The organism is Streptomyces sp. NPDC033177, assembly GCF_055577715.1.
Genome location: NZ_JBVIPS010000002.1, coordinates 668,609 through 691,999, shown reverse-complemented (window position 1 = coordinate 691,999; position 23,391 = coordinate 668,609). Strand labels below are relative to the sequence as shown.

18 protein-coding genes are annotated in these 23,391 nt (G+C 70.9%); 16 read left to right on the top strand and 2 right to left on the bottom strand.

Annotation, left to right across the window (positions count from 1 at the left end; genetic code table 11):
- The first annotated feature begins 20 nt into the window (after window positions 1-20).
- From ACZ5U5_RS09150 to obgE, 10 genes are all read left to right on the top strand, one after another.
- Window positions 21-1,631, top strand: a complete 1,611-nt coding sequence (locus ACZ5U5_RS09150; protein ID WP_469018378.1) for a CYTH and CHAD domain-containing protein — start codon at window positions 21-23, stop codon at window positions 1,629-1,631.
- A gap of 52 nt (window positions 1,632-1,683) precedes the next feature.
- Entirely contained in the window at window positions 1,684-3,606 is a 1,923-nt protein-coding gene (locus ACZ5U5_RS09145) for a TIGR03960 family B12-binding radical SAM protein (RefSeq protein ID WP_469018375.1), read from the top strand.
- Between the two features lie 6 nt (window positions 3,607-3,612).
- Window positions 3,613-4,179 carry a GNAT family N-acetyltransferase gene (locus tag ACZ5U5_RS09140; RefSeq protein ID WP_469018372.1) on the top strand — a complete coding sequence of 189 codons (567 nt, stop codon included), beginning with the start codon at window positions 3,613-3,615 and terminating at the stop codon, window positions 4,177-4,179.
- A gap of 37 nt (window positions 4,180-4,216) precedes the next feature.
- A complete protein-coding gene (locus ACZ5U5_RS09135; protein ID WP_469018370.1) occupies window positions 4,217-5,488 on the top strand; it encodes a hypothetical protein in 1,272 nt (423 codons plus the stop codon).
- Window positions 5,489-5,534: 46 nt separating this feature from the next.
- Complete coding sequence (locus tag ACZ5U5_RS09130) at window positions 5,535-6,338, top strand: TIGR03936 family radical SAM-associated protein (protein WP_469018368.1); 804 nt, start codon at window positions 5,535-5,537, stop codon at window positions 6,336-6,338.
- A gap of 236 nt (window positions 6,339-6,574) precedes the next feature.
- Complete coding sequence (locus tag ACZ5U5_RS09125; RefSeq protein ID WP_469018365.1) at window positions 6,575-10,423, top strand: Rne/Rng family ribonuclease; 3,849 nt, start codon at window positions 6,575-6,577, stop codon at window positions 10,421-10,423.
- Window positions 10,424-10,602: 179 nt separating this feature from the next.
- Window positions 10,603-11,952, top strand: a complete 1,350-nt coding sequence (locus tag ACZ5U5_RS09120) for a phospholipase D-like domain-containing protein (protein ID WP_469018363.1) — start codon at window positions 10,603-10,605, stop codon at window positions 11,950-11,952.
- A 168-nt stretch (window positions 11,953-12,120) separates the two neighbouring features.
- Complete coding sequence (rplU, locus tag ACZ5U5_RS09115) at window positions 12,121-12,441, top strand: 50S ribosomal protein L21 (protein WP_363211177.1); 321 nt, start codon at window positions 12,121-12,123, stop codon at window positions 12,439-12,441.
- Window positions 12,442-12,455: 14 nt separating this feature from the next.
- Window positions 12,456-12,710, top strand: a complete 255-nt coding sequence (gene rpmA, locus ACZ5U5_RS09110; RefSeq protein ID WP_160505003.1) for a 50S ribosomal protein L27 — start codon at window positions 12,456-12,458, stop codon at window positions 12,708-12,710.
- 136 nt (window positions 12,711-12,846) lie between these two features.
- Window positions 12,847-14,286 (top strand): GTPase ObgE, encoded by a 1,440-nt coding sequence (gene obgE / locus ACZ5U5_RS09105; protein ID WP_469018359.1) that lies wholly within the window; start codon window positions 12,847-12,849, stop codon window positions 14,284-14,286.
- 196 nt (window positions 14,287-14,482) lie between these two features.
- Here the strand turns inward: obgE and ACZ5U5_RS09100 are convergent, their stop codons facing one another.
- A complete protein-coding gene (locus tag ACZ5U5_RS09100; RefSeq protein ID WP_469018356.1) occupies window positions 14,483-16,573 on the bottom strand; it encodes a hypothetical protein in 2,091 nt (696 codons plus the stop codon).
- A gap of 243 nt (window positions 16,574-16,816) precedes the next feature.
- Here ACZ5U5_RS09100 and proB point away from each other — a divergent pair, with 243 nt between their 5' ends.
- The 5 genes from proB (at window position 16,817) to ACZ5U5_RS09075 (ending at window position 21,810) form a co-directional block, all read left to right on the top strand.
- The gene (proB, locus tag ACZ5U5_RS09095) at window positions 16,817-17,974 is read left to right on the top strand and encodes a glutamate 5-kinase (protein WP_469018353.1); all 1,158 of its coding nucleotides are present in this window, start codon (window positions 16,817-16,819) and stop codon (window positions 17,972-17,974) included.
- Between the two features lie 193 nt (window positions 17,975-18,167).
- On the top strand, window positions 18,168-18,650 hold the full coding sequence (locus tag ACZ5U5_RS09090) for a hypothetical protein (protein WP_469018350.1): 483 nt from the start codon (window positions 18,168-18,170) through the stop codon (window positions 18,648-18,650).
- A 91-nt stretch (window positions 18,651-18,741) separates the two neighbouring features.
- The gene (locus tag ACZ5U5_RS09085) at window positions 18,742-20,034 is read left to right on the top strand and encodes a glutamate-5-semialdehyde dehydrogenase (RefSeq protein ID WP_469018348.1); all 1,293 of its coding nucleotides are present in this window, start codon (window positions 18,742-18,744) and stop codon (window positions 20,032-20,034) included.
- 66 nt (window positions 20,035-20,100) lie between these two features.
- The gene (locus tag ACZ5U5_RS09080; protein WP_469018345.1) at window positions 20,101-20,676 is read left to right on the top strand and encodes an SCO2584 family spore wall biosynthesis protein; all 576 of its coding nucleotides are present in this window, start codon (window positions 20,101-20,103) and stop codon (window positions 20,674-20,676) included.
- Window positions 20,677-20,742: 66 nt separating this feature from the next.
- Window positions 20,743-21,810, top strand: a complete 1,068-nt coding sequence (locus ACZ5U5_RS09075; protein ID WP_469018342.1) for an SCO2583 family membrane protein — start codon at window positions 20,743-20,745, stop codon at window positions 21,808-21,810.
- 18 nt (window positions 21,811-21,828) lie between these two features.
- Here the strand turns inward: ACZ5U5_RS09075 and ACZ5U5_RS09070 are convergent, their stop codons facing one another.
- The gene (locus tag ACZ5U5_RS09070; RefSeq protein ID WP_469018339.1) at window positions 21,829-22,926 is read right to left on the bottom strand and encodes a M48 family metallopeptidase; all 1,098 of its coding nucleotides are present in this window, start codon (window positions 22,924-22,926) and stop codon (window positions 21,829-21,831) included.
- 99 nt (window positions 22,927-23,025) lie between these two features.
- Between ACZ5U5_RS09070 and ACZ5U5_RS09065 the strand changes: the two genes are divergently transcribed.
- Window positions 23,026-23,310, top strand: a complete 285-nt coding sequence (locus tag ACZ5U5_RS09065) for a hypothetical protein (protein ID WP_469019433.1) — start codon at window positions 23,026-23,028, stop codon at window positions 23,308-23,310.
- The last annotated feature ends 81 nt before the right edge of the window (window positions 23,311-23,391 follow it).

Genomic DNA, 23,391 nt, shown 5'->3' with positions numbered 1-23,391 from the left:
ATCCCGTCTAGATTCGGTTCATGGCGGAGACAAAGCGGGAGATCGAGCGGAAGTACGACGTCGAAGCGGCCGCGGAGCTGCCCGACCTGACCGGTGTCGCCTCAGTGGCGAAGGTCGTCGACAAGGGCGTCGTCGAACTGGACGCCGTCTATCACGACACGACCGACCAACTTCTGCTCGCGGACTCGATCACGCTGCGCCGCCGCACGGGCGGCGACGACGAGGGCTGGCATCTGAAACTGCCGGTGTCCCTCGTACAGGGCGCGCGGGACGAGCTCCAGGCACCCCTGTCGGACTCGGTGCCGCCCGAACTCTCCGCGCTGGTGCGATCCCGGGTGCGCGACGCCGAACTCGTCCCCGTCATGCGGCTGTTGACCGCGCGGGACCTGCGCCATCTGCTCGACGGCAAGGGCGCGCTCCTCGCCGAGCTGAGCATCGACCGGGTCAGGGCCGAGCGGCTCACGGAGGGCGGCGGCACCACCGAGTGGGCCGAGATCGAGGTGGAGCTCGCGGACGGCGTGGATCCCGCGCTGCTCGACAAGATCGAGAAAAAGCTGAAAAAGCTCGGCGTCGAGCGGTCGGCGGCCACGTCGAAACTGGCCAAGGCCCAGGCGGGGACGGCGCTGTCCGCGACCCGGCAACTGGTCGCGGAGGGCACGCTGAAGCCTGCCGAGGGCAAGAACGGGCAGAAGGGTGACCGGTACACCGTCATCCAGCCGAAGGACTCCGCCGTGCAACCTGACCCCGTCACCGCTGCCGACCACGTCCTCGCCTACATCCGCACCCAGCGCGACGCCCTCGTCGCCCTCGACCCCGACGTCCGCCGCGGCCAGCCGGATTCCGTGCACCAGATGCGGGTCGCCACGCGGCGGATGCGCAGCGCGTTCCGCTCGTACCGGAAGCTCCTCGACCGCTCCGTCACCGACCCGGTCGGCGACGAACTGAAGTGGCTCGCGGGAGAGCTCGGCGTCGACCGCGACCAGGAGGTCCTGGCCGAGCGGCTCAGCGGCCGCATCGACGCCGTGCCGGGGACCCTGCTCCTGGGTCCCGTGCGGGCCCGTCTGAGCATCTGGAACGTCGCGGGCTCCGCCGACGCCCGGAGCAGGACCGTCGCCGCGCTCGAGAGCCGCCGGTACGTGCGGCTCCTCGACTCCGTGGACGCCCTGCTCGCCGACCCGCCGCTGCGCAAGGCCGCCACCGCATCCCCCGGCAAGGCGCTGCCCAAGGCCGCCCGGAAGGACTTCGCCCGCCTGGAGGCCCGCATCGAACACGCCCTCGCGCTCGCGCCGGGGGAGGAGCGTGACGTGGCGATGCACGGCGCCCGCAAGGCCGCCAAGCGTGCCCGTTACGCGGGCGAGGCGGCGAAGCCCGCGCTCGGCAAGCCCGCCAAGCGGTTCGCGAAGCGGATGAAGGCCGTCCAGAAGGTGCTCGGCGATCACCAGGACAGCGTGGTCGCGCGCGAGGCCCTGCGGAACCTGGCGATCCAGGCCCACGCGGCGGGCGAGACCGCCTTCACCTGGGGACTTCTGTACGGCCATGAGGAGGCAAGGGCCGCCGAGCGCGAGAACGAATTGCCCGTGGTGTGGCACCGGGCGTCCCGGCCCAAAGTGAGGTCGTCATTGGGTGGCTGAGTAGCGGGGTACGCTGGATGGTCACCCCTGCCAGCTCATGAGAGACGCCGAGATGCCTGTCGAGTCCGTCTTCCCACGCCTGGAAGCGCTTCTCCCGCACGTCCAGAAGCCCATCCAGTACGTCGGCGGAGAGCTCAACTCCACCGTCAAGGACTGGGACGAATGTGACGTCCGCTGGGCGCTCATGTACCCGGACGCCTACGAGGTGGGGCTGCCCAACCAGGGCGTCATGATCCTCTACGAGGTACTGAACGAGCGCGAGGGCGTCCTCGCCGAGCGCACGTACAGCGTCTGGCCGGACCTCGAAGAGCTGATGCGGGAGCACAAGGTCCCGCAGTTCACCGTGGACAGCCACCGCCCCGTCGGCGCCTTCGACGTGTTCGGGCTCAGCTTCTCCACGGAGCTGGGCTACACGAACATGCTCACGGCCCTGGACCTCGCGGGCATTCCGCTGGAGTCCAAGGACCGCGGAATCGACGACCCGATCGTCCTCGCCGGAGGCCACGCGGCCTTCAACCCCGAGCCGATCGCGCAGTTCATCGACTGCGTGGTCATCGGCGACGGCGAGCAGGCCGTGCTCGACATGACCGCGATCATCCGCGAGTGGAAGGCCGAGGGGCGCCCCGGCGGCCGCGAGGAAGTCCTCTTCCGGCTCGCGCGCACCGGTTCGGTCTACGTCCCCGGGTTCTACGACGTCGAGTACCTCCCGGACGGGCGCATCGGCCGCGTCGTACCGAACAAGTCCGGTGTCCCGTGGCGCGTGTCCAAGCACACCGTCATGGACCTGGACGAGTGGCCCTACCCCAAGCAGCCCCTCGTGCCGCTCGCGGAGACCGTCCACGAGCGCATGTCCGTGGAGATCTTCCGCGGCTGCACCCGCGGGTGCCGCTTCTGCCAGGCCGGCATGATCACGCGCCCCGTGCGGGAGCGAAGCATCACCGGCATCGGCGACATGGTGGAGAAGGGCCTGAAGGCGACCGGCTTCGAGGAAGTCGGGCTGCTCTCCCTGTCCTCCGCGGACCACACGGAGATCGCGGACGTCGCCAAGGGCCTCGCGGACCGGTACGAGGAAGACAAGATCGGCCTCTCCCTGCCCTCGACCCGCGTCGACGCCTTCAACATCGACCTGGCGAACGAGCTGACGAGGAACGGCCGCCGCTCCGGCCTCACCTTCGCCCCCGAGGGCGGCAGCGAGCGGATGCGGAAGGTCATCAACAAGATGGTCTCCGAAGAGGACCTGATCCGCACCGTCGCGACGGCGTACGGCAACGGCTGGCGCCAGGTCAAGCTGTACTTCATGCTCGGCCTGCCCACCGAGACCGACGAGGACGTCCTGCAGATCGCGGACATGGCGGCGAACGTCATCGCCAAGGGCCGCGAGGTCGCGGGCAACGACATCCGCTGCACTGTCTCCATCGGCGGCTTCGTGCCCAAGCCGCACACGCCCTTCCAGTGGGCCCCGCAGCTGTCGGCCGAGGAGACGGACGCCCGTCTCACGAAGCTGCGCGACAAGATCCGCGGCGACAAGAAGTACGGCCGCTCGATCGGCTTCCGCTACCACGACGGCAAGCCCGGCATCGTCGAGGGCCTGCTCTCGCGCGGTGACCGCCGCATCGGCTCCGTCATCCGCGCGGTGTACGAGGACGGCGGCCGCTTCGACGGCTGGCGCGAGCACTTCAGCTACGACCGCTGGATGGCCTGCGCCGAGAAGACGCTGCCCGACTTCGGCGTGGACGTCGACTGGTACACGACGCGTGAGCGGACGTACGAGGAGGTCCTGCCCTGGGACCACCTGGACTCCGGTCTCGACAAGGACTGGCTCTGGGACGACTGGCAGGACTCGCTCGACGAGACCGAGGTCGAGGACTGCCGCTGGACCCCGTGCTTCGACTGCGGCGTGTGCCCGCAGATGCAGACCGAGATCCAGATCGGCCCGACCGGCAAGAAGCTCCTTCCGCTGACGGTCGTGAAGTAGAAGTTGATGACGCAGCCGGGGCCGGTGGCCGGAGCGGGTCCTCGACTCGTCCCGCCCACCGGCCTCGTGCATCTCTCCTTCGTCGCCGCGATGGAGGAGTTCCGCGCCGAGGGGCGCGGTGGCGACGACGACGACACGACGCTCGGCCAGACCCTGCGTGACTACGGCGACAAATGGCACGACCCCGCGGTCTTCGAGCGGTACGTCGCCGAGGTCCGTGCCGCCGTGCACCCCGCCGAGCCGTTCTCCGTCCCCGTGACGACGCTCTGGTACGCGGACGGCGCCGACTACTTCGGCCGCCTCGCCATCCGGCACAACGTCAACACGCGCTTCCTGCGCGAGTACGGCGGCCACATCGGCTACGACGTACGCCCCACCGCCCGCCGCCGCGGCCACGCCACGGCGATGCTGATCGGCGCCCTGCCGTACGCACGCGCGCTGGACATCGCATCGGTCCTGGTCACCTGCGACACCGACAACACCGGTTCACGCAAGGTGATCGAGGGCGCGGGCGGCACCTTCGAGGATGAACGCGGCGGAAAGCTGCGGTACTGGATCCCGACCGGCGCCTGACCGAACCACATCCCGCCACTGACGCGTCTAGGACGGCATGGACCTGGAAAAGCGGCCCCCGCTGCCCGCACCGCAAGCGCCACCGCAGGCGCCACCGCAGGCCGAGGGCTGTCTGGCCGTGGCGATCCGCATCCCGGTGCGGATCGTCGTGCTCGTACTTGTCGTCCCGGTGCGCCTGGTGTGGGACGCACTGGCCGTCTGCGGCCGCTTCGTCTACCTCAGAGGCCTGCGACCCGTGGGGCGCGCGGTGGCGTGGCTGGGGCGGACGCTGATCGTGACGCCGCTGAGCTGGCTGTACGAGTACGTCATCAGGCCGGTCGCGCTCGGCGTCACCACCGTCACGACGTGGCTGCTCAAGGCCGTGTTCGTGTGGCCGTGGGTGGGGCTGTGGCGGTATGTGGTCGTGCCGGTCGGCAAGGGTCTCGCGTGGCTGGGGCGGGTGTTGCTCGTGATCCCCGCCGTGTGGCTGTACGTCGCCGTGCTCACCCCGGTCGGGCACGCGATCGCCTGGCTCGCGCGGGTCGTCGCCGCGGGAGCGGCGGTGGCCGGGCGTGGCGTCGGCGCCGGTGTGATGTGGCTGCTCAAGGCCGTGTTCGTGTGGCCGTGGGTGGGGCTGTGGCGGTATGTGGTCGTGCCGGTCGGCAAGGGTCTCGCGTGGCTCGGGCGGGTGCTGGTCGTGATCCCCGCCGTGTGGCTGTACGTCACTGTCCTCACCCCCGTCGGGCACGCGATCGCCTGGCTGGCCACTGCAATTGGGGCGGGCATCGCCTGGACGGTCCGGGGGATCGGGGCGGTGCTCGGCGCCCTGGGGCGCTGGATCTTCGTCGTGCCCGCCGTCGCCCTGTGGCGCTGGGTGCTCGCCCCCATCGGGCGGGGCATCGCTGTCGTCGGGCGTGAGGTCGGCGCCGCGTTCGGACACGCCTGGCGTATCGCCGGGTATGTCTCGCTCGCCGTGGGCCGCTTCCTCGGCAGGCTCCTGCGGTGGCTCTTCGTCGACCCGGTGCGCTGGGCGTACCGGGTGATCCTCACTCCGGTGGGGCACGCGGTACGTGACGGTGTCTGGCGGCCCGTGGCCAAGGCGGTGAAAGACGCGGGCCGTGCCACCCGGCAGGCCCTGGCAGCCGCCCGGCAGAGCGTGCGGGACGCCCGTGCCGACGTGCGCCGCATGCTGTTCGGGGCACCGAAGCCACAGGTACCGGTGGGGGCGGCCGCGACGGAACCCACACCGGTGCCGGTGGCCCGGCGGGAACCGGACGCGGCCGCGGCACGTACTCTAGGTAGCAGTACGACCGCACTCACGAAGGACTAGAACACTGGGCAAGCGACAGCCCGAAGGCCCGCCGCCCGCTCCCGCGGTGCAGCGCATCCGACTGCGCTACACCAAGCGCGGCCGCCTCCGGTTCACCAGCCACCGTGACTTCCAGCGCGCCTTCGAGCGGGCGCTGCGCCGCGCCGAGGTGCCCATGGCGTACTCGGCGGGGTTCACACCGCACCCGAAGGTGTCGTACGCCAATGCCGCACCCACCGGCACGGGCAGTGAGGCCGAGTACCTGGAGATCGCGCTCACCGAGCCGCGTGACCCCGACAAGCTGCGCGAGCTGCTCGACGAGTCGATGCCCACCGGCCTCGACATCATCGACGCCGTCGTGTCCCACACCTCGGGACTCGCCGACCGGCTCACCGCGTCCATCTGGGAGCTGCGCCTGAACGGCGTCGAGCCCGCGGACGCGCAGCGTGCCGCCGAGGCCTTCCGGGCCGCGGAGGTCGTCGAGGTCCAGCGCCGCACGAAGAACGGCATGCGGACCTTCGACGCCCGCGAGGCCGTCGTGAGCCTTGAGGCCCTGGCCTCTGACGAGGCACTCAGCCACGACGCTGATAGGCCGACCGACCAGCCCTGTGCGATACTGCGGCTGGTTGTTCGGCACGTGACACCTGCCGTACGACCCGACGACGTCCTGTCCGGTCTCCGAGCTGTGGCCGACCTGGCGCCGCCGGTCCCCGCAGCGGTGACCAGGCTGGCGCAGGGGCTTCTTGACGACGAGACCGGCACGGTGACCGACCCGCTCGCGCCCGACCGCGAGGCAGCCACGACCCCACTTCAGAACCACGGGGCCGCCGCAGCCACCGCGAAGGCGCCGGCGCAGGAAGGTCCCGCGTAGGGACGGATGTCGAAGCGCCGCCCTTGTACTCGGGAGCCACCTGGGTCGGGCAGCGCACTGACCGAGACTTTCGCCAGGCCGTTCGCATTTGGGCGTACGGAACCGGCGAGACAGACACATAGAGCTCCCGTGCGGCGCCCACGCCCCCGGATGGCGGCCCCGCGTAGTCGAGCGAGGGCCGCGGACATCACCGGACCAGGCGCGGCGCCCGGGAGCGTGACGGGAGAACCGCCCGCATGCATGAGCCGAACGAACCCACTGAGGGCTCGGACAACAACACGCCCAGCGACACCCTGCCGCCGCGCCGTAGGCGCCGTGCGGCGTCGCGGCCCGCGGGTCCGCCCGTGGGCGCCACCGAAGCAGCTGCTCCGGCCATACCGGCCACCCCCGCTGCCGAAGAGCCCGCCAAGGCCGTGACTCCGGAGCCCGCAGCGGCCGAGGAAGCCGCTCCCGCCCCGCGTCGCCGTCGTGCCACCCGCCGTGCCTCGGCTCCCGCCGGTGCGCCGCAGGGTGCCGAGACGCCGGCCGAGGCTGCCGAGCCCGCCGCTGCCGTGGCCGAGGCCGAGCCTGAAGAGACCGCTCCTGCCCCGCGCCGTCGCCGTGCCACCCGCCGTGCCTCGGCTCCGGCCGGCGCGCCGCAGGGTGCCGAGGCCGCCGCTCAGACGCCGGCGGCCGCCGAGCCCGTGGCCGAGGAGCCCGCCGCCGAGGCCGCGCCCGAGGCGCAGCCGGAGTCCGGCGACGCCGCCCCGCGCCGTGCCCGCCGCCGCGCGACCCGCGGTTCGTCCGCGCCCGCCGCCGTAGAGACGCAGGCCGCCGAGAAGGCCCCCGCCGCCGAGCCGAAGGCCGACGCCGCGCCCGCCGAGGTCAAGCAGGCCCCCGAGCCGGAAGCCGCCGAAGAGGACGCGCCCAGTGGCCGCCGTCCCCGCCGCGCCACCCGCAAGGCGGCCGCCGGATTCTCGGCGCCCGCCCCTGCCCGTGCCCGCAAGGCGCGTGCCGGTGACAGCGAGGAGGGCTCCGGAAGGAAGCCGCGCCCCGCCGTCGCCGTCTTCCAGGCGCCGGTGTTCGCCGCGCCGATGTTCCAGACCCCCGAGAGCGCCGCTGCCGCTGCCGCCGCCGAAGCGGCCGACGAGCCCGCCGAAGAGGTCGAGGCCGAGCCCGTGGCCGCCGCCCCCGTGGCGGAGGAGGAGACGGGTCCGCGCCGTCGCCGTCGCCGCGGCCGGGCCTCCGACGAGCAGCCCGCCGCCGAGCGCGAGCCCGCCAAGGCCGCTCCGCAGCCCGCCGAGGCCGAGGTCCCCGAGGCCGAAGAGGCCGAGGACGTCGCCGAGGACAACGACAACGACGAGTCCGACGACTCCGGTGAGCGGCACGGCCGCCGTCGTCGTCGTGGTGGCCGTCGCCGCCGCCGCGGTGAGTCCGCCGACGACTCCGGCGACCAGCAGGACGCGGACGCCGAAGCGGACTCCGACACGGACACCGCCGAGCAGGACGCCGAGCCGGCCGCCGAGGACTCAGACGAGGACGCTGACGACAACGGCTCGGGCTCCGGCTCGAGCAGCAGCCGCCGCCGTCGTCGCCGCCGTCGCCGTGCCGGTGACTCCGGTGAGGCCGAGAGCACGTCGGACGGCGACCCGGAGCGTACGGTCGTCAAGGTCCGCGAGCCGCGCAAGAAGGAAGAGCGCGAGCTGGGCACCGGCGTCGACGAGGTCACGTCCATCAAGGGCTCGACCCGCCTCGAGGCCAAGAAGCAGCGCCGCCGCGAAGGCCGTGAGCAGGGCCGCCGCCGCGTCCCGATCATCACCGAGGCCGAGTTCCTGGCGCGCCGCGAGGCCGTCGAGCGTGTGATGGTCGTCCGCCAGAACGGCGAGCGCACCCAGATCGGCGTCCTCGAGGACAACGTGCTCGTCGAGCACTACGTCAACAAGGAGCAGGCCACCTCGTACGTCGGCAACGTCTACCTGGGCAAGGTCCAGAACGTGCTGCCGTCCATGGAGGCCGCCTTCATCGACATCGGCAAGGGCCGCAACGCGGTCCTGTACGCCGGTGAGGTCAACTTCGAGGCGCTCGGGATGGCCAACGGCCCCCGTCGCATCGAGTCCGCCCTGAAGTCTGGGCAGTCGGTCCTCGTGCAGGTCACGAAGGACCCGATCGGCCACAAGGGCGCCCGCCTGACCAGCCAGGTCTCGTTGCCCGGCCGCTACCTGGTCTACGTGCCCGAGGGCTCGATGACCGGCATCAGCCGCAAGCTGCCCGACACCGAGCGCGCGCGTCTGAAGACCATCCTCAAGAAGATCGTCCCCGAGGACGCGGGCGTCATCGTGCGCACCGCAGCCGAGGGCGCGAGCGAGGACGAGCTGCGCCGTGACGTCGAGCGTCTGCAGCAGCAGTGGGAGGACATCCAGAAGAAGTCGAAGGCGGCCTCGACGAGCGCGCCCGGCCTGCTGTACGGCGAGCCGGACATGACTGTCCGTGTCGTCCGCGACATCTTCAACGAGGACTTCTCGAAGGTCATCGTCAGCGGTGACGACGCCTGGGAGACCATCCACGGATACGTCTCCCATGTCGCCCCCGACCTGGCCGACCGCCTGCAGCGCTGGACCTCCGAGGTCGACGTCTTCGCGACGTACCGCATCGACGAGCAGCTGATGAAGGCGCTCGACCGCAAGGTCTGGCTGCCCAGCGGTGGCTCGCTGGTGATCGACAAGACCGAGGCGATGATCGTCGTCGACGTCAACACCGGGAAGTTCACCGGTCAGGGCGGCAACCTCGAAGAGACCGTCACGAGGAACAACCTCGAAGCGGCCGAGGAGATCGTGCGCCAGCTCCGGTTGCGCGACCTCGGCGGCATCGTCGTCATCGACTTCATCGACATGGTCCTGGAGTCCAACCGCGACCTGGTCCTGCGCCGGCTGCTCGAATGTCTGGGCCGTGACCGCACGAAGCACCAGGTGGCCGAGGTCACCTCGCTGGGCCTCGTGCAGATGACCCGTAAGCGGGTCGGCCAGGGCCTCTTGGAGTCCTTCTCCGAGACCTGCGTCCACTGCAACGGCCGCGGCGTGATCGTGCACATGGAGCAGCCGACCTCCGCCGGTGGCGGCGGCAAGCGCAAGAAGCGCGGCCGCGGTGGCTCCGAACAGGGTCAGGACCACACGCACGAGCACGACCACGAGGTCCACGACGTCACGGACGAGACCGAGTCCGAGGCAGAGGTCGCCGCCGAGGCCGCCGCTCCCGTGGCGCTTCCCGAGCCGGAGTTCGTGCCGGACGAGGAGCTCTACAGCAGCGCGTCCGAGGCGGAGGCCGCGGCGTCCCGCGGTGGCCGTTCGCGCCGCAGGGCGACCCGTCGGGCCTCGGCTCCGGCCGGCGCCCCGAAGACGGAGAGCGCGCCGAAGGCGGAGAAGCGGTCCAGGTCCCGGAAGGCCGCCACGGCCGAGGACGAGGCTCCGGTCGTCGAGGCCCCCGTGGTCGAGACTCCGGCCGCCGCGGAGGACCCGGTGGTCGAGGTGGCCCCCGAGGCGCCCGTGGACGACGCGGCCCCCAAGGGGCGTACGCGCCGTCGTGCGACCCGTAAGGCGACCTCGCCCGCCGGTTCGCCGAAGAGCGCCGAGAGCGCCGAGCCCCGGTCCGCCGAGGTGATCGTCGCCGAGGTGCCGAAGGCGGAGCCCGTGGCCGAGCCCGTCGTGGCCGAGCCGGCGTCCTCCTCCGACACGGCCCCGGCCGACGCCGCTCCGGCCCGTCCGCGCCGCCGTGCGGTCCGTAAGGCCACCGCGCCGACCGCGTCCGCGGAGGCGGCCGTCCTGGTCGTCCCGTCGGCCGAGAAGGCCGCACAGGCCCCGGAGAAGGCCACCGAGCAGGCAGCGGAGCAGCCCGAGGCCGAGGCCGAGGAAGCCGCTCCGGCCAAGAAGACGGCGCGTAAGACCGCCGCCAAGAAGGCGCCCGCGAAGAAGGCCGCCGCCAAGAAGACGACGGCCAAGAAGACGGCCGCGAAGAAGACGACGGCCAAGAAGGCGTCGAAGACCACGAAGAAGACCGCCGCGGCGGAGCAGGCGCCGTCCGGCGTCAAGGCCTCCGCGGCCGACGAGGGCTGATCCCCTCCTTCGTAGTCCGTACATATGACCGGGTGCCCCCGGCATGGTGATCTGGCCATGCCGGGGGCACCTCTCTGTTGGAACACCGAGATGTATTTGTAAAACTCATGCGGTTGATGAAAGAGCACACGCGCGTGGCGTTCGGGAGACGCGCGTGCGTGTCAGGGAGGGGACGCACGATGGCGCACGGTCGCCTGAGGGGCACGGGACGTCACCGTGCCGTGAAACAGATCAAGGGCGGACGCCAGGCGGTCGCCCTGGCCACGGTCCTGTCGGCGGCGGGGATCCAGACCGTCAGCGCGATGGGGACGGCAACGGCCGACGGGGAGCCGCCACTGGTCGAGGCGCCGCTCTTCAACGATCCGAAGGGGACCCCCGAGCAGCAGCACGCGATCAGGACCCGCCTGATCGAGCTGACGAACGCCGCGGTGCCCGGCTCGACCATCAAGGTCGCGGTCTACCACGTGTGGGAGGCCTCGGTCGTCGACGCGCTCGTGGCCGCCAAGGACCGCGGTGTGCGCGTACAGATGGTCCTCGACGAGACCAGCAGGAGCGACCGCCCCACGAACACCTCGTACGGCAGGCTCGCGGCGGCGCTCGGCACCGACAAGAACAAGCCGTCCTTCGTGACGCTCTGCCCGACCGGCAAGTCCTGCCTCGGTGATCCCAGGTACGGCAAGTCGATCATGCACAACAAGTTCTGGCTCTTCTCGGAGGTCGAGGGCGCCAGGGACGTCGTCGTGCAGACCACGTCGAACTCGACGCCCTCCGCCCACACGAAGTTCTACAACGACGCGCTGCAGCTGCCGAACAACCCGACGATGTACGAGGCGTACGCCGACTACTTCGCCGACATGATCCGCAAGGACTGGCGGAACTGGGACTACCGCACGGTGAGCGATGGCCTCTACAAGGCGTACTTCTTCCCGCGCTCCGGCACCGTCAACGAGACCGACACCATGTACTCGGTCCTGAACAACGTGCAGTGCAACTACAAGGACGCGGCGGGGGTGGCCCGGCACACCAACATCCGCGCCTCGATCTTCAAGATCACCCGCAAGCAGATCGCCGACAAGCTCGTCTCGCTCAAGAAGGCGGGCTGCACCGTCAGCATCGTCTACGCCGAGACCGACAGCGCAAAGAGCCAGGGCGGCACCCCGGGCACCTGGGAGGCCCTGCACAAGTCGGGCGGGCCCACCGTGCGCTGCTTCAACGACGACCGGGACCCGCTGCGCCCCGGGACCAAGCTGGTGACGCCCTACATCATCCACTCGAAGTACCTGCTCATCGACGGCAAGTACGACGGCAAGCAGAACAAGCTCTCCTTCACCGGCTCGCAGAACTACACGGCGCCCGCGCTGCGCGAGAACGACGAGGCGATCGTTAAGGTCGACGACGACTCCGTGCACGACGCGTACCGCGGCCATTTCGACCGGGTGCGGACGATCGCCTGGCCCGGCAAGGCCGACGGCACCGACCTGTGCAAGGGCGTCAAGCCGCTGCCGCCGGACGGCGAGAAGCCGGTTTGACCCTTGTGGCCCAGCCCCGTAATCTTGACCGTCGGCGTGTCACTGGACGCGTCCTACCCCTGTAAACCTGATTTCCTTCCGGCGCACAGCGCTCGGAAGAGGCCGACCGTGCATCTGGACGGACGGCTGGACTGCGGGGGTCCCGTTCCGAGCGAGAGAGAGATCCGCGTGTACGCCATCGTGCGCAGCGGTGGTCGCCAGCACAAGGTTGCTGTCGACGACATCGTTGAGGTTGACAAGATTTCCACTGCCAAGGTTGGCGACACGGTCGAGCTCTCGACCCTGCTCGTTGTCGACGGTGACGCCGTGACGAGCGACCCGTGGGTGCTTGCCGGTATCAAGGTCACGGCCGAGGTCGTGGACCACCACAAGGGCGCGAAGATCGACATCCTTCGCTACAAGAACAAGACCGGCTACCGCCGTCGCCAGGGTCACCGCCAGCAGTACACGGCGATCAAGGTCACCGGTATCCCCACGGCTGCGAAGTAAGGGACTGAGACAAGATGGCACACAAGAAGGGCGCATCGTCCACTCGGAACGGGCGCGATTCCAATGCTCAGCGGCTCGGCGTGAAGCGCTTCGGCGGTCAGACCGTCAACGCCGGTGAGATCCTGGTCCGCCAGCGTGGCACCCACTTCCACCCCGGCTCGAGCGTCGGCCGTGGCAAGGACGACACGCTGTTCGCGCTGGCCGCCGGTGCGGTCGAGTTCGGCACGCACCGTGGCCGCAAGGTCGTGAACATCGTTCCGGTCGCCTGAATCAGGCTTCCGTAGAACAGGTTCTTCGCGAGGGCGGACCTCACTTCCCTGTCGGGAAGCGGGTCCGCCCTTCGCGTGTTACACCTAGGGGCATTTCGTCCCCTGACATTTCGTACCGCTTCTGGAGGCACATCCCATGACCACCTTCGTGGACCGCGTCGAGCTGCATGTCGCCGCGGGTAGCGGGGGCCACGGCTGTGCCTCCGTCCACCGTGAGAAGTTCAAGCCGCTCGGCGGCCCGGACGGCGGCAACGGCGGCCGTGGCGGTGACGTGATCCTGGTCGTCGACCAGTCGGTCACGACGCTCCTCGACTACCACCACTCCCCGCACCGCAAGGCCACCAACGGCGCTCCCGGCGCCGGTGACAACCGCTCCGGCAAGGACGGCCAGGACCTCGTCCTGCCCGTGCCGGACGGCACCGTCATCCTCGACAAGGACGGCAACGTCCTCGCCGACCTGGTCGGCCAGGGCACGACGTACATCGCCTCGCAGGGCGGCCGCGGCGGCCTCGGCAACGCGGCGCTCGCCTCGGCCCGCCGCAAGGCGCCCGGCTTCGCGCTCCTCGGTGAGCCGGGCGACGCGGGCGACGTCATCCTGGAGCTCAAGACCGTCGCGGACGTCGCGCTCGTGGGTTACCCGAGCGCGGGCAAGTCCTCGCTGATCTCGGTCCTGAGCGCCGCCAAGCCGAAGATCGCGGACTACCCCTTCACGACGCTGGTCCCCAACCTCGGTGTGGTGACGGCCGGTTCGACCGTCTACACCATCGCCGACGTACCGGGCCTGATCCCGGGAGCCAGCCAGGGCAAGGGCCTCGGCCTCGAGTTCCTGCGCCACGTCGAGCGGTGCAGCGTCCTGGTGCACGTCCTGGACACGGCGACCCTCGAGTCCGACCGCGACCCCGTCTCCGACCTCGACATCATCGAGGCCGAGCTGCGTGAGTACGGCGCGGGGTTGGAGAACCGCCCGCGCGTCGTCGTCCTCAACAAGATCGACGTACCGGACGGCCAGGACCTGGCCGACCTGGTCCGCCCCGACCTGGAGGCCCGCGGCTACCGCGTCTTCGAGGTGTCGGCCGTGGCGCACAAGGGGCTCAAGGAGCTCTCCTTCGCGCTCGCCGAGGTCGTGGCGGCGGCGCGTGCCGCGAAGCCGAAGGAGGAGGCGACCCGTATCGTCATCCGGCCCAAGGCCGTGGACGACGCGGGCTTCACCGTCAAGCTCGGCGACGACGGCATCTACCGCGTGCGCGGCGAGAAGCCGGAGCGCTGGGTGCGCCAGACCGACTTCAACAACGACGAGGCCGTCGGCTACCTCGCGGACCGTCTCAACCGTCTCGGCGTCGAGGAAGAGCTGATGAAGGCGGGCGCCCGCACGGGTGACGGCGTCGCCATCGGCCCCGAGGACAACGCGGTCGTCTTCGACTGGGAGCCCACGGTCATGGCCGGCGCGGAGATGCTGGGCCGGCGTGGCGAGGACCACCGCCTTGAGGCGCCCCGTCCCGCTGCTCAGCGCCGCCGGGACCGCGACTCGGAGCGGGACGAGGCGGAGAAGGCGTACGACGACTTCGAACCGTTCTAGGCTTTTGCCTGGCGGGGGCGCCCTGGACTGCGCGAAGGCCCCCCGGAGCTTCTGCTCCGGGGGGCCTTCGCTTTTTCGTACACCGTGCGGGTGCGTCGTGGCTTGTCGCGCAGTTCCCCGCGCCCCTTACGGGGCGCCCACGCGGCGGAGCCGCAAGTGTCACAGCCCCGCGCCCCTTACGGGGCACTCCCTGCGGCTACGCCGTGACGGAGTCCTCCGCGCCGTTCGATTCCGACGGGTCGGACTCGACTTCCTCCGCAGCGTCCTGCGCCGCCCGCTGGCCGGGGATCTCCGCGTCGATGCGGGTGGCCATGCGGACGCGGCGCTCGTCGGCCTTGGCCGAGAGCGTGAGGGCCGCCTCGTTGAAGCGGACCAGGGAGGGCGGGTCCGAGGGGCCCAGGAGGTGCTCCTTGAGCGCCGCGCGGGCCTCGGCGTGGGTGTCCTTCTCCGGGGAGCGGACGGCCTCCAGGAGGGCCGGGACGCCCTCGGCGGTCGGGGAGAGGATCGCCGCCGCGCTCACCGTCGGGAAGCCCGTGCGGAAGTCCGCCTCGGACATGCCGGACGTGTTGGCGACCGCGTACGGCTTCTCGCTCGACAGCCAGTCGGAGACGACCGAGGAGACATCGCTGATCAGCAGATCCGCCTGGTTGAAGCAGGAGAAGATCGCCGGGCGCGCGGTGGTGATGATCTGGTGCTCCCACTCGGGGAACGAGGCCCAGTACGCCGCCTCCCACGCGGCCGTCGCCTCGGCGACCGCCGTCTGCTGGTCGCCGTCGGGCGTGCCCTGGAGCATCATCCGCTCCATCTCGTCCACGCTCTTGCGGAACGCGGTCGAGGTCAGCCGGTCCAACTCGGCGGTGCGGCGCGCCAGTTCGGCGGCCACCTCCGGGCCGGGACGCTCGCCCGAACGCTTGGCGGCCGCCTCGCGGATCATCGCCTTGATGCGCAGGTCGGCGGCGCCGGCGCGGGGGTCCTGCGAGCCGGTCATCGGGTGCGGCTTGTAGATGAGCCGGACGCCGGGGTCGGCGAGGAGGTGCCGGACGATGTTCTCGCCCGCGAGGGTCACCGACGTGTTGCCGGGGTTGCCGTCCCAGCCCTCCCAGGTGGGGGCGTACAACACGGTCGTGAACGGGCCCGTGGGGGCGCCCGTGGAAGGCAGGATCGGCGACAGCTGGGGGCGGCCGACCTCGACCACGTCCTTGTCCTCGACGCCGACGTCGGCGGCCTGGTAGCGGTCGCGCGCGGCGGGGCCCGCCACCCACACCTCGTCGTACGCCTTCGCGTACGGGTTGCAGGAGGACAGCTTGTCGCTCTCGCCGTGGTTGATGAAGGCGTGCTTGATCGTGGGGATGCGGAGGACCTGCGAGGTCTTCGCGGCGTTCGCCGGGTGCAGCATCATCTTCAGCGTCGACGTCTCCAGGGAGAACATCGTCGCAACCTTCGGGAAGCAGATGATCGGGACGTCCGTCGCGTCGATCTTCTGCACCATGAAGCGCTCACGCAGCACGATCAGCGGATTGCCGTCGAGCCTGGAGAGGGTGGAGAGCCACATGTTCGCCTGGTACGCGGACGTGGAGCCGCCCGAGAAGTACATGGCGACGGACGGCTGGTAGTCGGCCAGCCAGTTGTCCAGCCACTCCATGACCTGCTCGTCGTTCTTCGCGCGCTTCTTGGGGAGCAGCCACGTGGCGAGGTAGACCGCGCCGAGGCCCATCAGGGCGATGGAGATCCCGAGGCCGATGCCGCCCCAGTACGCCTCGGTGGTGGCGGCGGTGACCAGGAGGCCCGCCGTGCCGGGGATCGAGAACGTCAGCAGGCGGTGGGCCTGGCGGCGCGAGAGGATCCGCGGCGGGGCCGCGGTCAGGTGCAGCGCGGACGTGTCGATGTTGCGCGTGACGATCGGCAGCTGCCGGCGGCGGCGCACCAGTATGGCGGTGGCCTGGCAGCCGAAGTGCAGGAAGTAGAAGGCGAGCAGCGAGATCGTCAGCGGCGACTGCTCGGCCAGCGGCTCGATGCCGTCGATGCGCAGCAGGCCGACCAGGATCAGCATGTCGCGCAGGAGCTGCCTGACGGTGACATCGAACCGGATCTTGCCAAGGAGGGAGAGGAGCCCCGGCTGCTTGTACTGCAGATACACGTCGAGCGCGAGGTTCGCCGCGGACGCGGCGACGAACACCGGTACATACGGGACCAGCGCGCTGACGAGCTGGGCCGTGAAGAGCGCGAACATCGCGAACAGCGCGGTGAGCTGCACGATGCGGCGGGGGGCGAGTCCGGCAGAGGGCACGGGCTTGGGCTCCTGGCGGGGGATCGGGGGGGATCGGACGGAGAGAAGTCAAGGAAAGCGACCACTGACCGTATGACGTGCGGTGGCCCTGTAGCAATCTTCCGTGACGACAATCACCGGATAAAGGGGCAAAGGTACTGAACCCCGGGGCCCGGTTTCGTCTCGGGGGAGTGTGCGGTCCGTCCCTCGAAATGGATGGGCACTCCACACGCTCACTCGCGTAGATTGCTGGTCCGGCAGGGAATGGGACCTTCGGGATCATTGGGGAAGACGTTGGCTGGGGCAAGGCAGGGCATCGCAGAGGCCCACAGGGTGGTCGTCAAGGTCGGGTCCTCGTCCCTGACCACCGCGGCGGGGGGCCTGGACGCCGATCGCGTTGACGCCCTCGTCGACGTGCTCGCCAAGAGCCGCAGCGGCGGCGAGCGCGAGATCGTGCTCGTCTCGTCCGGCTCCATCGCCGCGGGCCTCTCGCCGCTGGGGCTGCGCAGGCGGCCCAAGGACCTGGCGAGGCAGCAGGCGGCCGCCAGCGTCGGCCAGGGCCTTCTGATGGCCCGTTACACCGCTTCCTTCGCGCGTTACGGCGTACGCGTCGGGCAGGTGCTCCTCACCTCCGACGACATGGCCCGCCGCGCGCACCACCGCAACGCGTCCCGCACCTTCGACCAGCTCCTGGCGATGGGCGCGCTGCCGGTCGTGAACGAGAACGACACCGTGGCGACGGACGAGATCCGCTTCGGCGACAACGACCGGCTCGCCGCCCTTGTCGCGCACCTCGTCCACGCCGACCTCCTCGTCCTGCTCTCCGACGTGGACGGCCTCTACGACGGCGACCCGGCCAGGCCGGGCACCTCCCGGATCTCCGAGGTCACGGGCCCCGCCGACATAGCGCACGTCCAGATCGGCAGCGCGGGCAAGGCGGGCGTCGGCACCGGCGGCATGGTCACCAAGGTCGAGGCCGCGCGGATCGCCGCGGGCGCCGGGATCCCGGTGGTCCTGACCTCCGCGAGCCAGGCCGCCGACGCCCTCGCGGGCCGCGACACCGGCACGTACTTCCACCGCACGGGCCGCCGCTCCGGCGACCGGCTCCTCTGGCTCCAGCACGCCTCGGAGCCGCAGGGCGCGCTGACGCTCGACGACGGCGCGGTGCGTGCGGTCGTCGAGGGGCGCAAATCGCTGCTGCCCGCCGGGATCGCCGGGGTCGAGGGTGACTTCGCCGCGGGCGACCCGGTCGAGCTGCGGGACACCGCGGGGCGGGCCGTGGCGCGCGGTCTGGTGAACTTCGACGCCAAGGAGCTTCCGCAGCTCCTCGGCCGTTCCACCAGGGATCTCGCGCGCGAGCTCGGACCGGCGTACGAGCGGGAGGTCGTGCACCGCGACGACCTCGCACTGCTGCACGACTGAGCCCTTCGCGCGGCCCCGCTCCCGGCCCCGGCCGCGGCCGAAAACAGGCGCGAACGCCTTGTCCCGCCCGGCCCGTGCGAGGTGAAACTCCCCAAAACCGCCCCGCGGAGGCGCTTGGCCTGCTCAACTTTGTTCCAGACACTTCCGCACGACCATTGCGTATCCGCACCACCATTGCGTAGAGGAGGCCGTCGTGAGACGAGTGCGCCCGGGAGCGTCGTCCCGCGCGCCGGCTGAGCGGTCCCTGACCAGCGTCGCCGCGGGGGCGACGTACACCGGTGACACGCAAGCGGCGGGGGAGACGGACGAGAGCCAGGAGGGCGAGACGGTGGACGCGCCCCGTCTGTGGCACATCACCCTGAGCGTCTCGGGAAGCGAAGCCCCGCTGAAGGAGGTCAGGCGCGGCCTCGAACAGCTCGCCCACGACCACCCCTTCCTGCTGACCAGCAGGTACGCGCCCGACCACGCGGAGATCCGCTACTGGGAAGAGGCCCGCGACCTGCACGACGCGGCCGCGGTCGCGCTCCGGCTCTGGGGGGAGCACCGGCAGAGCGCGCAGCTCCCGCCGTGGGAGATCGTCGGTCTCGAGGTCATCGACCGCGACACCTACCACCAGCGCATCGCGGAGGGGTACGGCCCGCTGCCGGCGACCCCGGTGGGCGTGCACCCTTTCTGAGCCGGCGTGCTTTTCGAGCCGACGTGAGCACCGTGGTCTCGGCTGCTGAAACAGCGGGTGGACCGTGGCCGCTCCCCATTACGCTTCCGTCATGACGTCCCTCACGCCGGTCTCTCCGTACGACAACCTCTCGCCGGTCGCCCAGGCCGCCTACCGCGCCCGTGGCGCGGCCGCGACACTCGCGCCGCTGCCGCGTGCCGCGAAGGACGACGCGCTCCTGGCGATCGCCGACGCCCTCGAGGTCCGTACGGCCGAGATCATCGAGGCCAACGGCAAGGACACCGCCCGCGCCCGAGAGGCCGGGACCAGCGAGTCCGTCGTCGACCGTCTGACGCTCACCCCGGAGCGGGTCCGCGCCATCGCCGCCGACGTGCGCGACGTGGCCGCCCTGCCCGACCCCGTCGGCGAGGTCGTCCGCGGCTCGACCCTGCCGAACGGCATCGACCTGCGTCAGGTCCGCGTCCCGCTCGGCGTGGTCGGCATCATCTACGAGGCCCGCCCGAACGTCACCGTGGACGCCGCCGCCCTCTGCCTGAAGTCCGGCAACGCGGTGCTCCTGCGGGGCTCGTCCTCGGCATTCGAGTCGAACACCGCGCTCGTGCGCGTGCTTCGCGACGCCGTGCACGGAGCGGGCCTGCCTGCCGACGCCGTACAGCTCGTGCCGGGCGAGAACCGTGACTCCGTGCGGGAGCTGATGCGCGCCCGCGGCCTCGTCGACGTCCTCATCCCGCGCGGCGGCGCCTCGCTGATCAAGACCGTCGTCGAGGAGTCGACCGTCCCGGTCATCGAGACCGGCACCGGCAACTGCCACGTCTACGTGGACGCCGACGCCGACTTGGACATGGCCGTCGACATCCTCGTCAACTCCAAGGCCCAGCGCCCCAGCGTCTGCAACGCCGCCGAGACGCTCCTGGTGCACGCGGACATCGCCGACGCCTTCCTGCCGCGCGCCCTGGACGCCCTGGCCGAGGCCGGGGTCACCGTGCACGCCGACGAGCGGGTCATCTCGTACGCCGACGGGTCGAAGGCCACCGTCGTGCCCGCGACCCTGGAGGACTGGGAGACCGAGTACCTCTCGTACGACATCGCGGCGGGCGTCGTCGACTCCCTCGAGCAGGCCGTCGAGCACATCCGCCTGTGGACCTCCGGGCACACCGAGGCGATCGTCACCACCTCGCAGCAGGCCGCGCGCCGCTTCACGCAGCTCGTGGACTCCACGACGGTCGCCGTGAACGCCTCCACGCGCTTCACGGACGGCGGCCAGTTCGGCTTCGGCGCCGAGATCGGCATCTCCACGCAGAAGCTGCACGCCCGCGGCCCGATGGGGCTTCCCGAGCTGACCTCGACGAAGTACATCGTCACCGGCGACGGCCACACCCGCTGAATTCCCGCACGGGCCGAATCCCCGTACCGTCTGCCCAGATTGCCCCTTCCGGTCTACGCTGGAAGGGTGCCGGAGGACGTGGGGGGCACGCCGTCGTTTCCTGACGGCGGGGAGCCCGACGACGACCGCGACCGCGGGGGTGCGGACGAAGAGTTCGCCTCCGTGGTCTTCGACGAGGCCTTCGTCAAGGCCGCCGAGATACATGAACCCACCGCGGTGGAGCGGCTGTTGGCCGCCGCCCAGGCGCGCGCGGAGGCCTCCGAGGCCGAGAGCCGCCGGGCCCGCACCCGGGGCTCGGGCCGCGACTCACCGGAGGACGATCTCTACGACGAGGGCTTCGGCCCGGACGACGGCGTCGAGTTCGGCCACGACGCGGACCTCGACGACGTGTACGACCATGAGTTCACCGAGCACCGGTACGGCAGGCAGGGCTATGCCGGCCGCAACCGCTGGCACCGCCCCGTCGCCTGGATGCTCGCCCTCCTGATGGGCATCGGCATGGTCGCGCTCGCCTTCACCGCGGTCTACCGCGGCGCGTCGACGGGCCGCCAGGACCCGGCTCCGCCCCCGATGTCCACGGAGCCGTCGGCCTCCGCGGAGTACGGCAGGCCACCGGTGTCCGCAACACCCCGCATCCCGTGAGAAGTTGTCAGAACTTGTCGTGCGGCAGGGCGTTTACCCGACCGTGCTGCGACCTACCCTGAAGGTATGGGCGGGCCAGGAGAACCACCCGAGGGGACATCCGAGGGCGCTCCCGCCGGTGGTGAGGACGAGTACCGATCCGTTGTCTTCGACGAGTCGTTCGTCCGCGCCGCACGGCTCCAGGAGTACTCCGCGCGAGAGCGCATGAGTGACCACACACACCCGGTGCGCCGCACTCCCGCGCACCGCAAGCACCTCTCCAAGCAGGCCGTGATCCTCGTCCTGCTGATCGCCGTCGCCTTCGGCACCGCGATCTACATGGGCGTGCGCCACCCGTACCAGAACCCCGTCGCCCAGCGCCCCGAGCCGCTGCGGATGACGGTCATCCCGCTCGCCCCGCCGGGGCCCGTGCCCGGCGCCGAGAAGCCCGCCGACCTGTTCGCGCACAGCCCGGCCGCGCAGTTCCGGGCGGGCGCCTCGGGCATCAACCTCCCCGCGGCGCACCGGACATCGCACTTCTCGGACGGTCAGGTGATGACCGCGCTGACCACCGCCAAGGACTATCTCGTCGAGTCATCGCTCGACCCGGACGTCCTCACCGGCGGCGCCGTGCGCTCCGCCCGGGTCCTGCTCGACCCGCGGCAACTCGACCAGTTCGACAGGAGCTTCGCGCACCCGGCGGCGGACGGGCGGCACGCGCCCACCGGCTGGCTCGTGCGCTTCGACCCGACGAAGACGTCCCTCGCCTCGCCCGGCATCCGCGTCCACGGCACGCTGCACGCCGCCGAGACGGACAAGAACACCCTCGAGGTGACCTCGGACCACACCTTCGTCTACGCGCTGCGGCCGGCCGGCAAGGACGAGCACGCCAAGGCCTCGCTCTTCACCGTCCGGCGTGAGCTGCAGTTCCGCTTCGACCGCGACGACCTGCGGATGCGCCAGGCCGAGCTGCTCGTGTCGTACATGCAGGCGGGTCCGCTCACCTGCTCCGCCGACGCCACCAACCAGCTGCGGCCGCTGCTCGCCGGGCAGAAGGCGAAGGCGGGCGGCCCCGCGGGCACCGACCCGTACGCGACGGGTGACGCCCCGGCGCTGTGCGGCTCGCTCTCGGCGGCCGCCCAGCCCTCGCTCTGAGGGGCCTCGCTGTGAGGGTTACGGCGCTTCGTCGGCCGGTGGCGTGTCAGCCGGCGGCGTGTCGTTGCGGCTCTGGCCGGTGAACTTGCCGCGCAGCTTGCCGCCCAGGTCGCCCGCGCCGCCCGCGAGGTCGTTGACCAGCTTCATCAGCGGGTCCTTGCTGTTGCGTACGTCATCGGCGTAGCTGGAGGCCGACTGGCGGAAGGAGTCGGACACCGAGGTGTCCCCGTCCTCGTCGCGGCGGGGGTAGTGGCCGTCCATGATCCGCTGGTAGTCGCGGGTCTCGGCCCACTTCTTCAGCTCGGCCGCGCGCACGGTGGTGAAGGGGTGCGTGCGCGGCATGACGTTCAGGATCTTCAGGACCGAGTCCCGCAGGTCGCCCCCGGCCTCGTACTCCTTGGCCTGCTCCAGGAACGCGTCCACGTTCATCTCGTGCAGGTGGTTGCCGCCCGCGATCTTCATCAGGCCGCGCATCGACGCCTTGAGGTCCTGGCCCACCAGGAGCCCCGCGCGGTCCGCCGACAGCTCCGACTTGCGGAACCACTCGCGCAGGGCGGTCACGATGGCCATGATCGCCATGTTGCCGAGCGGGATCCAGGCGACCTTGAGCGCGAGGCTGGTCAGGAACAGCAGAATCGTGCGGTACACCGAGTGGCCGGAGAGCGCGTGGCCCACCTCGTGGCCGACGACCGCGCGCATCTCCTCCTCGTCGAGGAGCTCGACGAGGCCCGTGGTCACCACGATGATCGGCTCGTCGAGGCCGATGCACATCGCGTTCGGGGTCGGGTCCTGGTTCACGTACATCGGCGGGACCTTCTCCAGGTCCAGGATGTAACAGGCGTCCCGCAGCATGGTGTTGAGGTGCGCGAACTGTGCGTCGGAGACCCGCACGGAGTCCGAGAGGAACAGCAGCCGCAGGCTCCGCTCCGGGAGCAGCGCGCTGAGCGCCTTGAAGACGGTGTCGAAGCCGGTGAGCTTGCGCAGGGCCACCAGGGCCGAACGGTCCGCCGGGTGTTCGTACGCCCGTGACGAGATGCCGGGGAAGCGCCTGCGCTGCCTGCTCGGCACGTGTTCGTGGCCACCGCCCTGCTGGCCGTGGTCGTTGTCGTCGGTCATGCCCCATCCCCCATGCTCGTCCAGTCATGCCCCCGAGGTGGGTCCCAGCCTAGGCGGAGATACCGTGACAGGGCAGCACAGCGAATGGAGTCGCCCGTCATGGCCGTCATGGAGCACAGCGCCGCAGCCCACCACTGGGTCACGGAGGCGGCCGCCCTGGCCGCGAAGGAGCAGGGGGCGGGCAATCTGCTCCGCGTCGTGCTGATCGTCATGGTCGTCGGCTGCGTGCTCGTGGCGTGGTTCCTGCTGCGCGGCTACCGCCAGGGGGCCGACGCGGAGCGCCATGGCACGGATGCGGGCACGGACGCAGGCACGGACGCGAACGCGGACGCAGGGCGTCCGGGCGGCGGCGACGAGGACGGCCGCGCGGATCACAACGGCTGAGTCGGCGTGAGCTCTGCCGGTGCCCCCGCATACGATGGCCCGTAAGTCCTTGTTCCCGCCCACCTCCGGATAGGTCCTGCC

Excerpts from the sequence above, each read along its gene's own strand:
- ACZ5U5_RS09135 (WP_469018370.1), top strand. The coding sequence starts at position 4,217 with ATGGACCTGGAAAAGCGGCCCCCGCTGCCCGCACCGCAAGCGCCACCG.
- ACZ5U5_RS09085 (WP_469018348.1), top strand. The coding sequence starts at position 18,742 with ATGACGTCCCTCACGCCGGTCTCTCCGTACGACAACCTCTCGCCGGTC.
- ACZ5U5_RS09120 (WP_469018363.1), top strand. The coding sequence starts at position 10,603 with ATGGCGCACGGTCGCCTGAGGGGCACGGGACGTCACCGTGCCGTGAAA.
- proB (WP_469018353.1), top strand. The coding sequence starts at position 16,817 with ATGGGACCTTCGGGATCATTGGGGAAGACGTTGGCTGGGGCAAGGCAG.
- ACZ5U5_RS09150 (WP_469018378.1), top strand. The coding sequence starts at position 21 with ATGGCGGAGACAAAGCGGGAGATCGAGCGGAAGTACGACGTCGAAGCG.
- ACZ5U5_RS09075 (WP_469018342.1), top strand. The coding sequence starts at position 20,743 with ATGGGCGGGCCAGGAGAACCACCCGAGGGGACATCCGAGGGCGCTCCC.
- ACZ5U5_RS09070 (WP_469018339.1), bottom strand. The coding sequence starts at position 22,926 with ATGACCGACGACAACGACCACGGCCAGCAGGGCGGTGGCCACGAACAC.
- ACZ5U5_RS09140 (WP_469018372.1), top strand. The coding sequence starts at position 3,613 with ATGACGCAGCCGGGGCCGGTGGCCGGAGCGGGTCCTCGACTCGTCCCG.
- ACZ5U5_RS09125 (WP_469018365.1), top strand. The coding sequence starts at position 6,575 with ATGCATGAGCCGAACGAACCCACTGAGGGCTCGGACAACAACACGCCC.
- rpmA (WP_160505003.1), top strand. The coding sequence starts at position 12,456 with ATGGCACACAAGAAGGGCGCATCGTCCACTCGGAACGGGCGCGATTCC.
- ACZ5U5_RS09065 (WP_469019433.1), top strand. The coding sequence starts at position 23,026 with ATGGCCGTCATGGAGCACAGCGCCGCAGCCCACCACTGGGTCACGGAG.
- ACZ5U5_RS09145 (WP_469018375.1), top strand. The coding sequence starts at position 1,684 with ATGCCTGTCGAGTCCGTCTTCCCACGCCTGGAAGCGCTTCTCCCGCAC.
- obgE (WP_469018359.1), top strand. The coding sequence starts at position 12,847 with ATGACCACCTTCGTGGACCGCGTCGAGCTGCATGTCGCCGCGGGTAGC.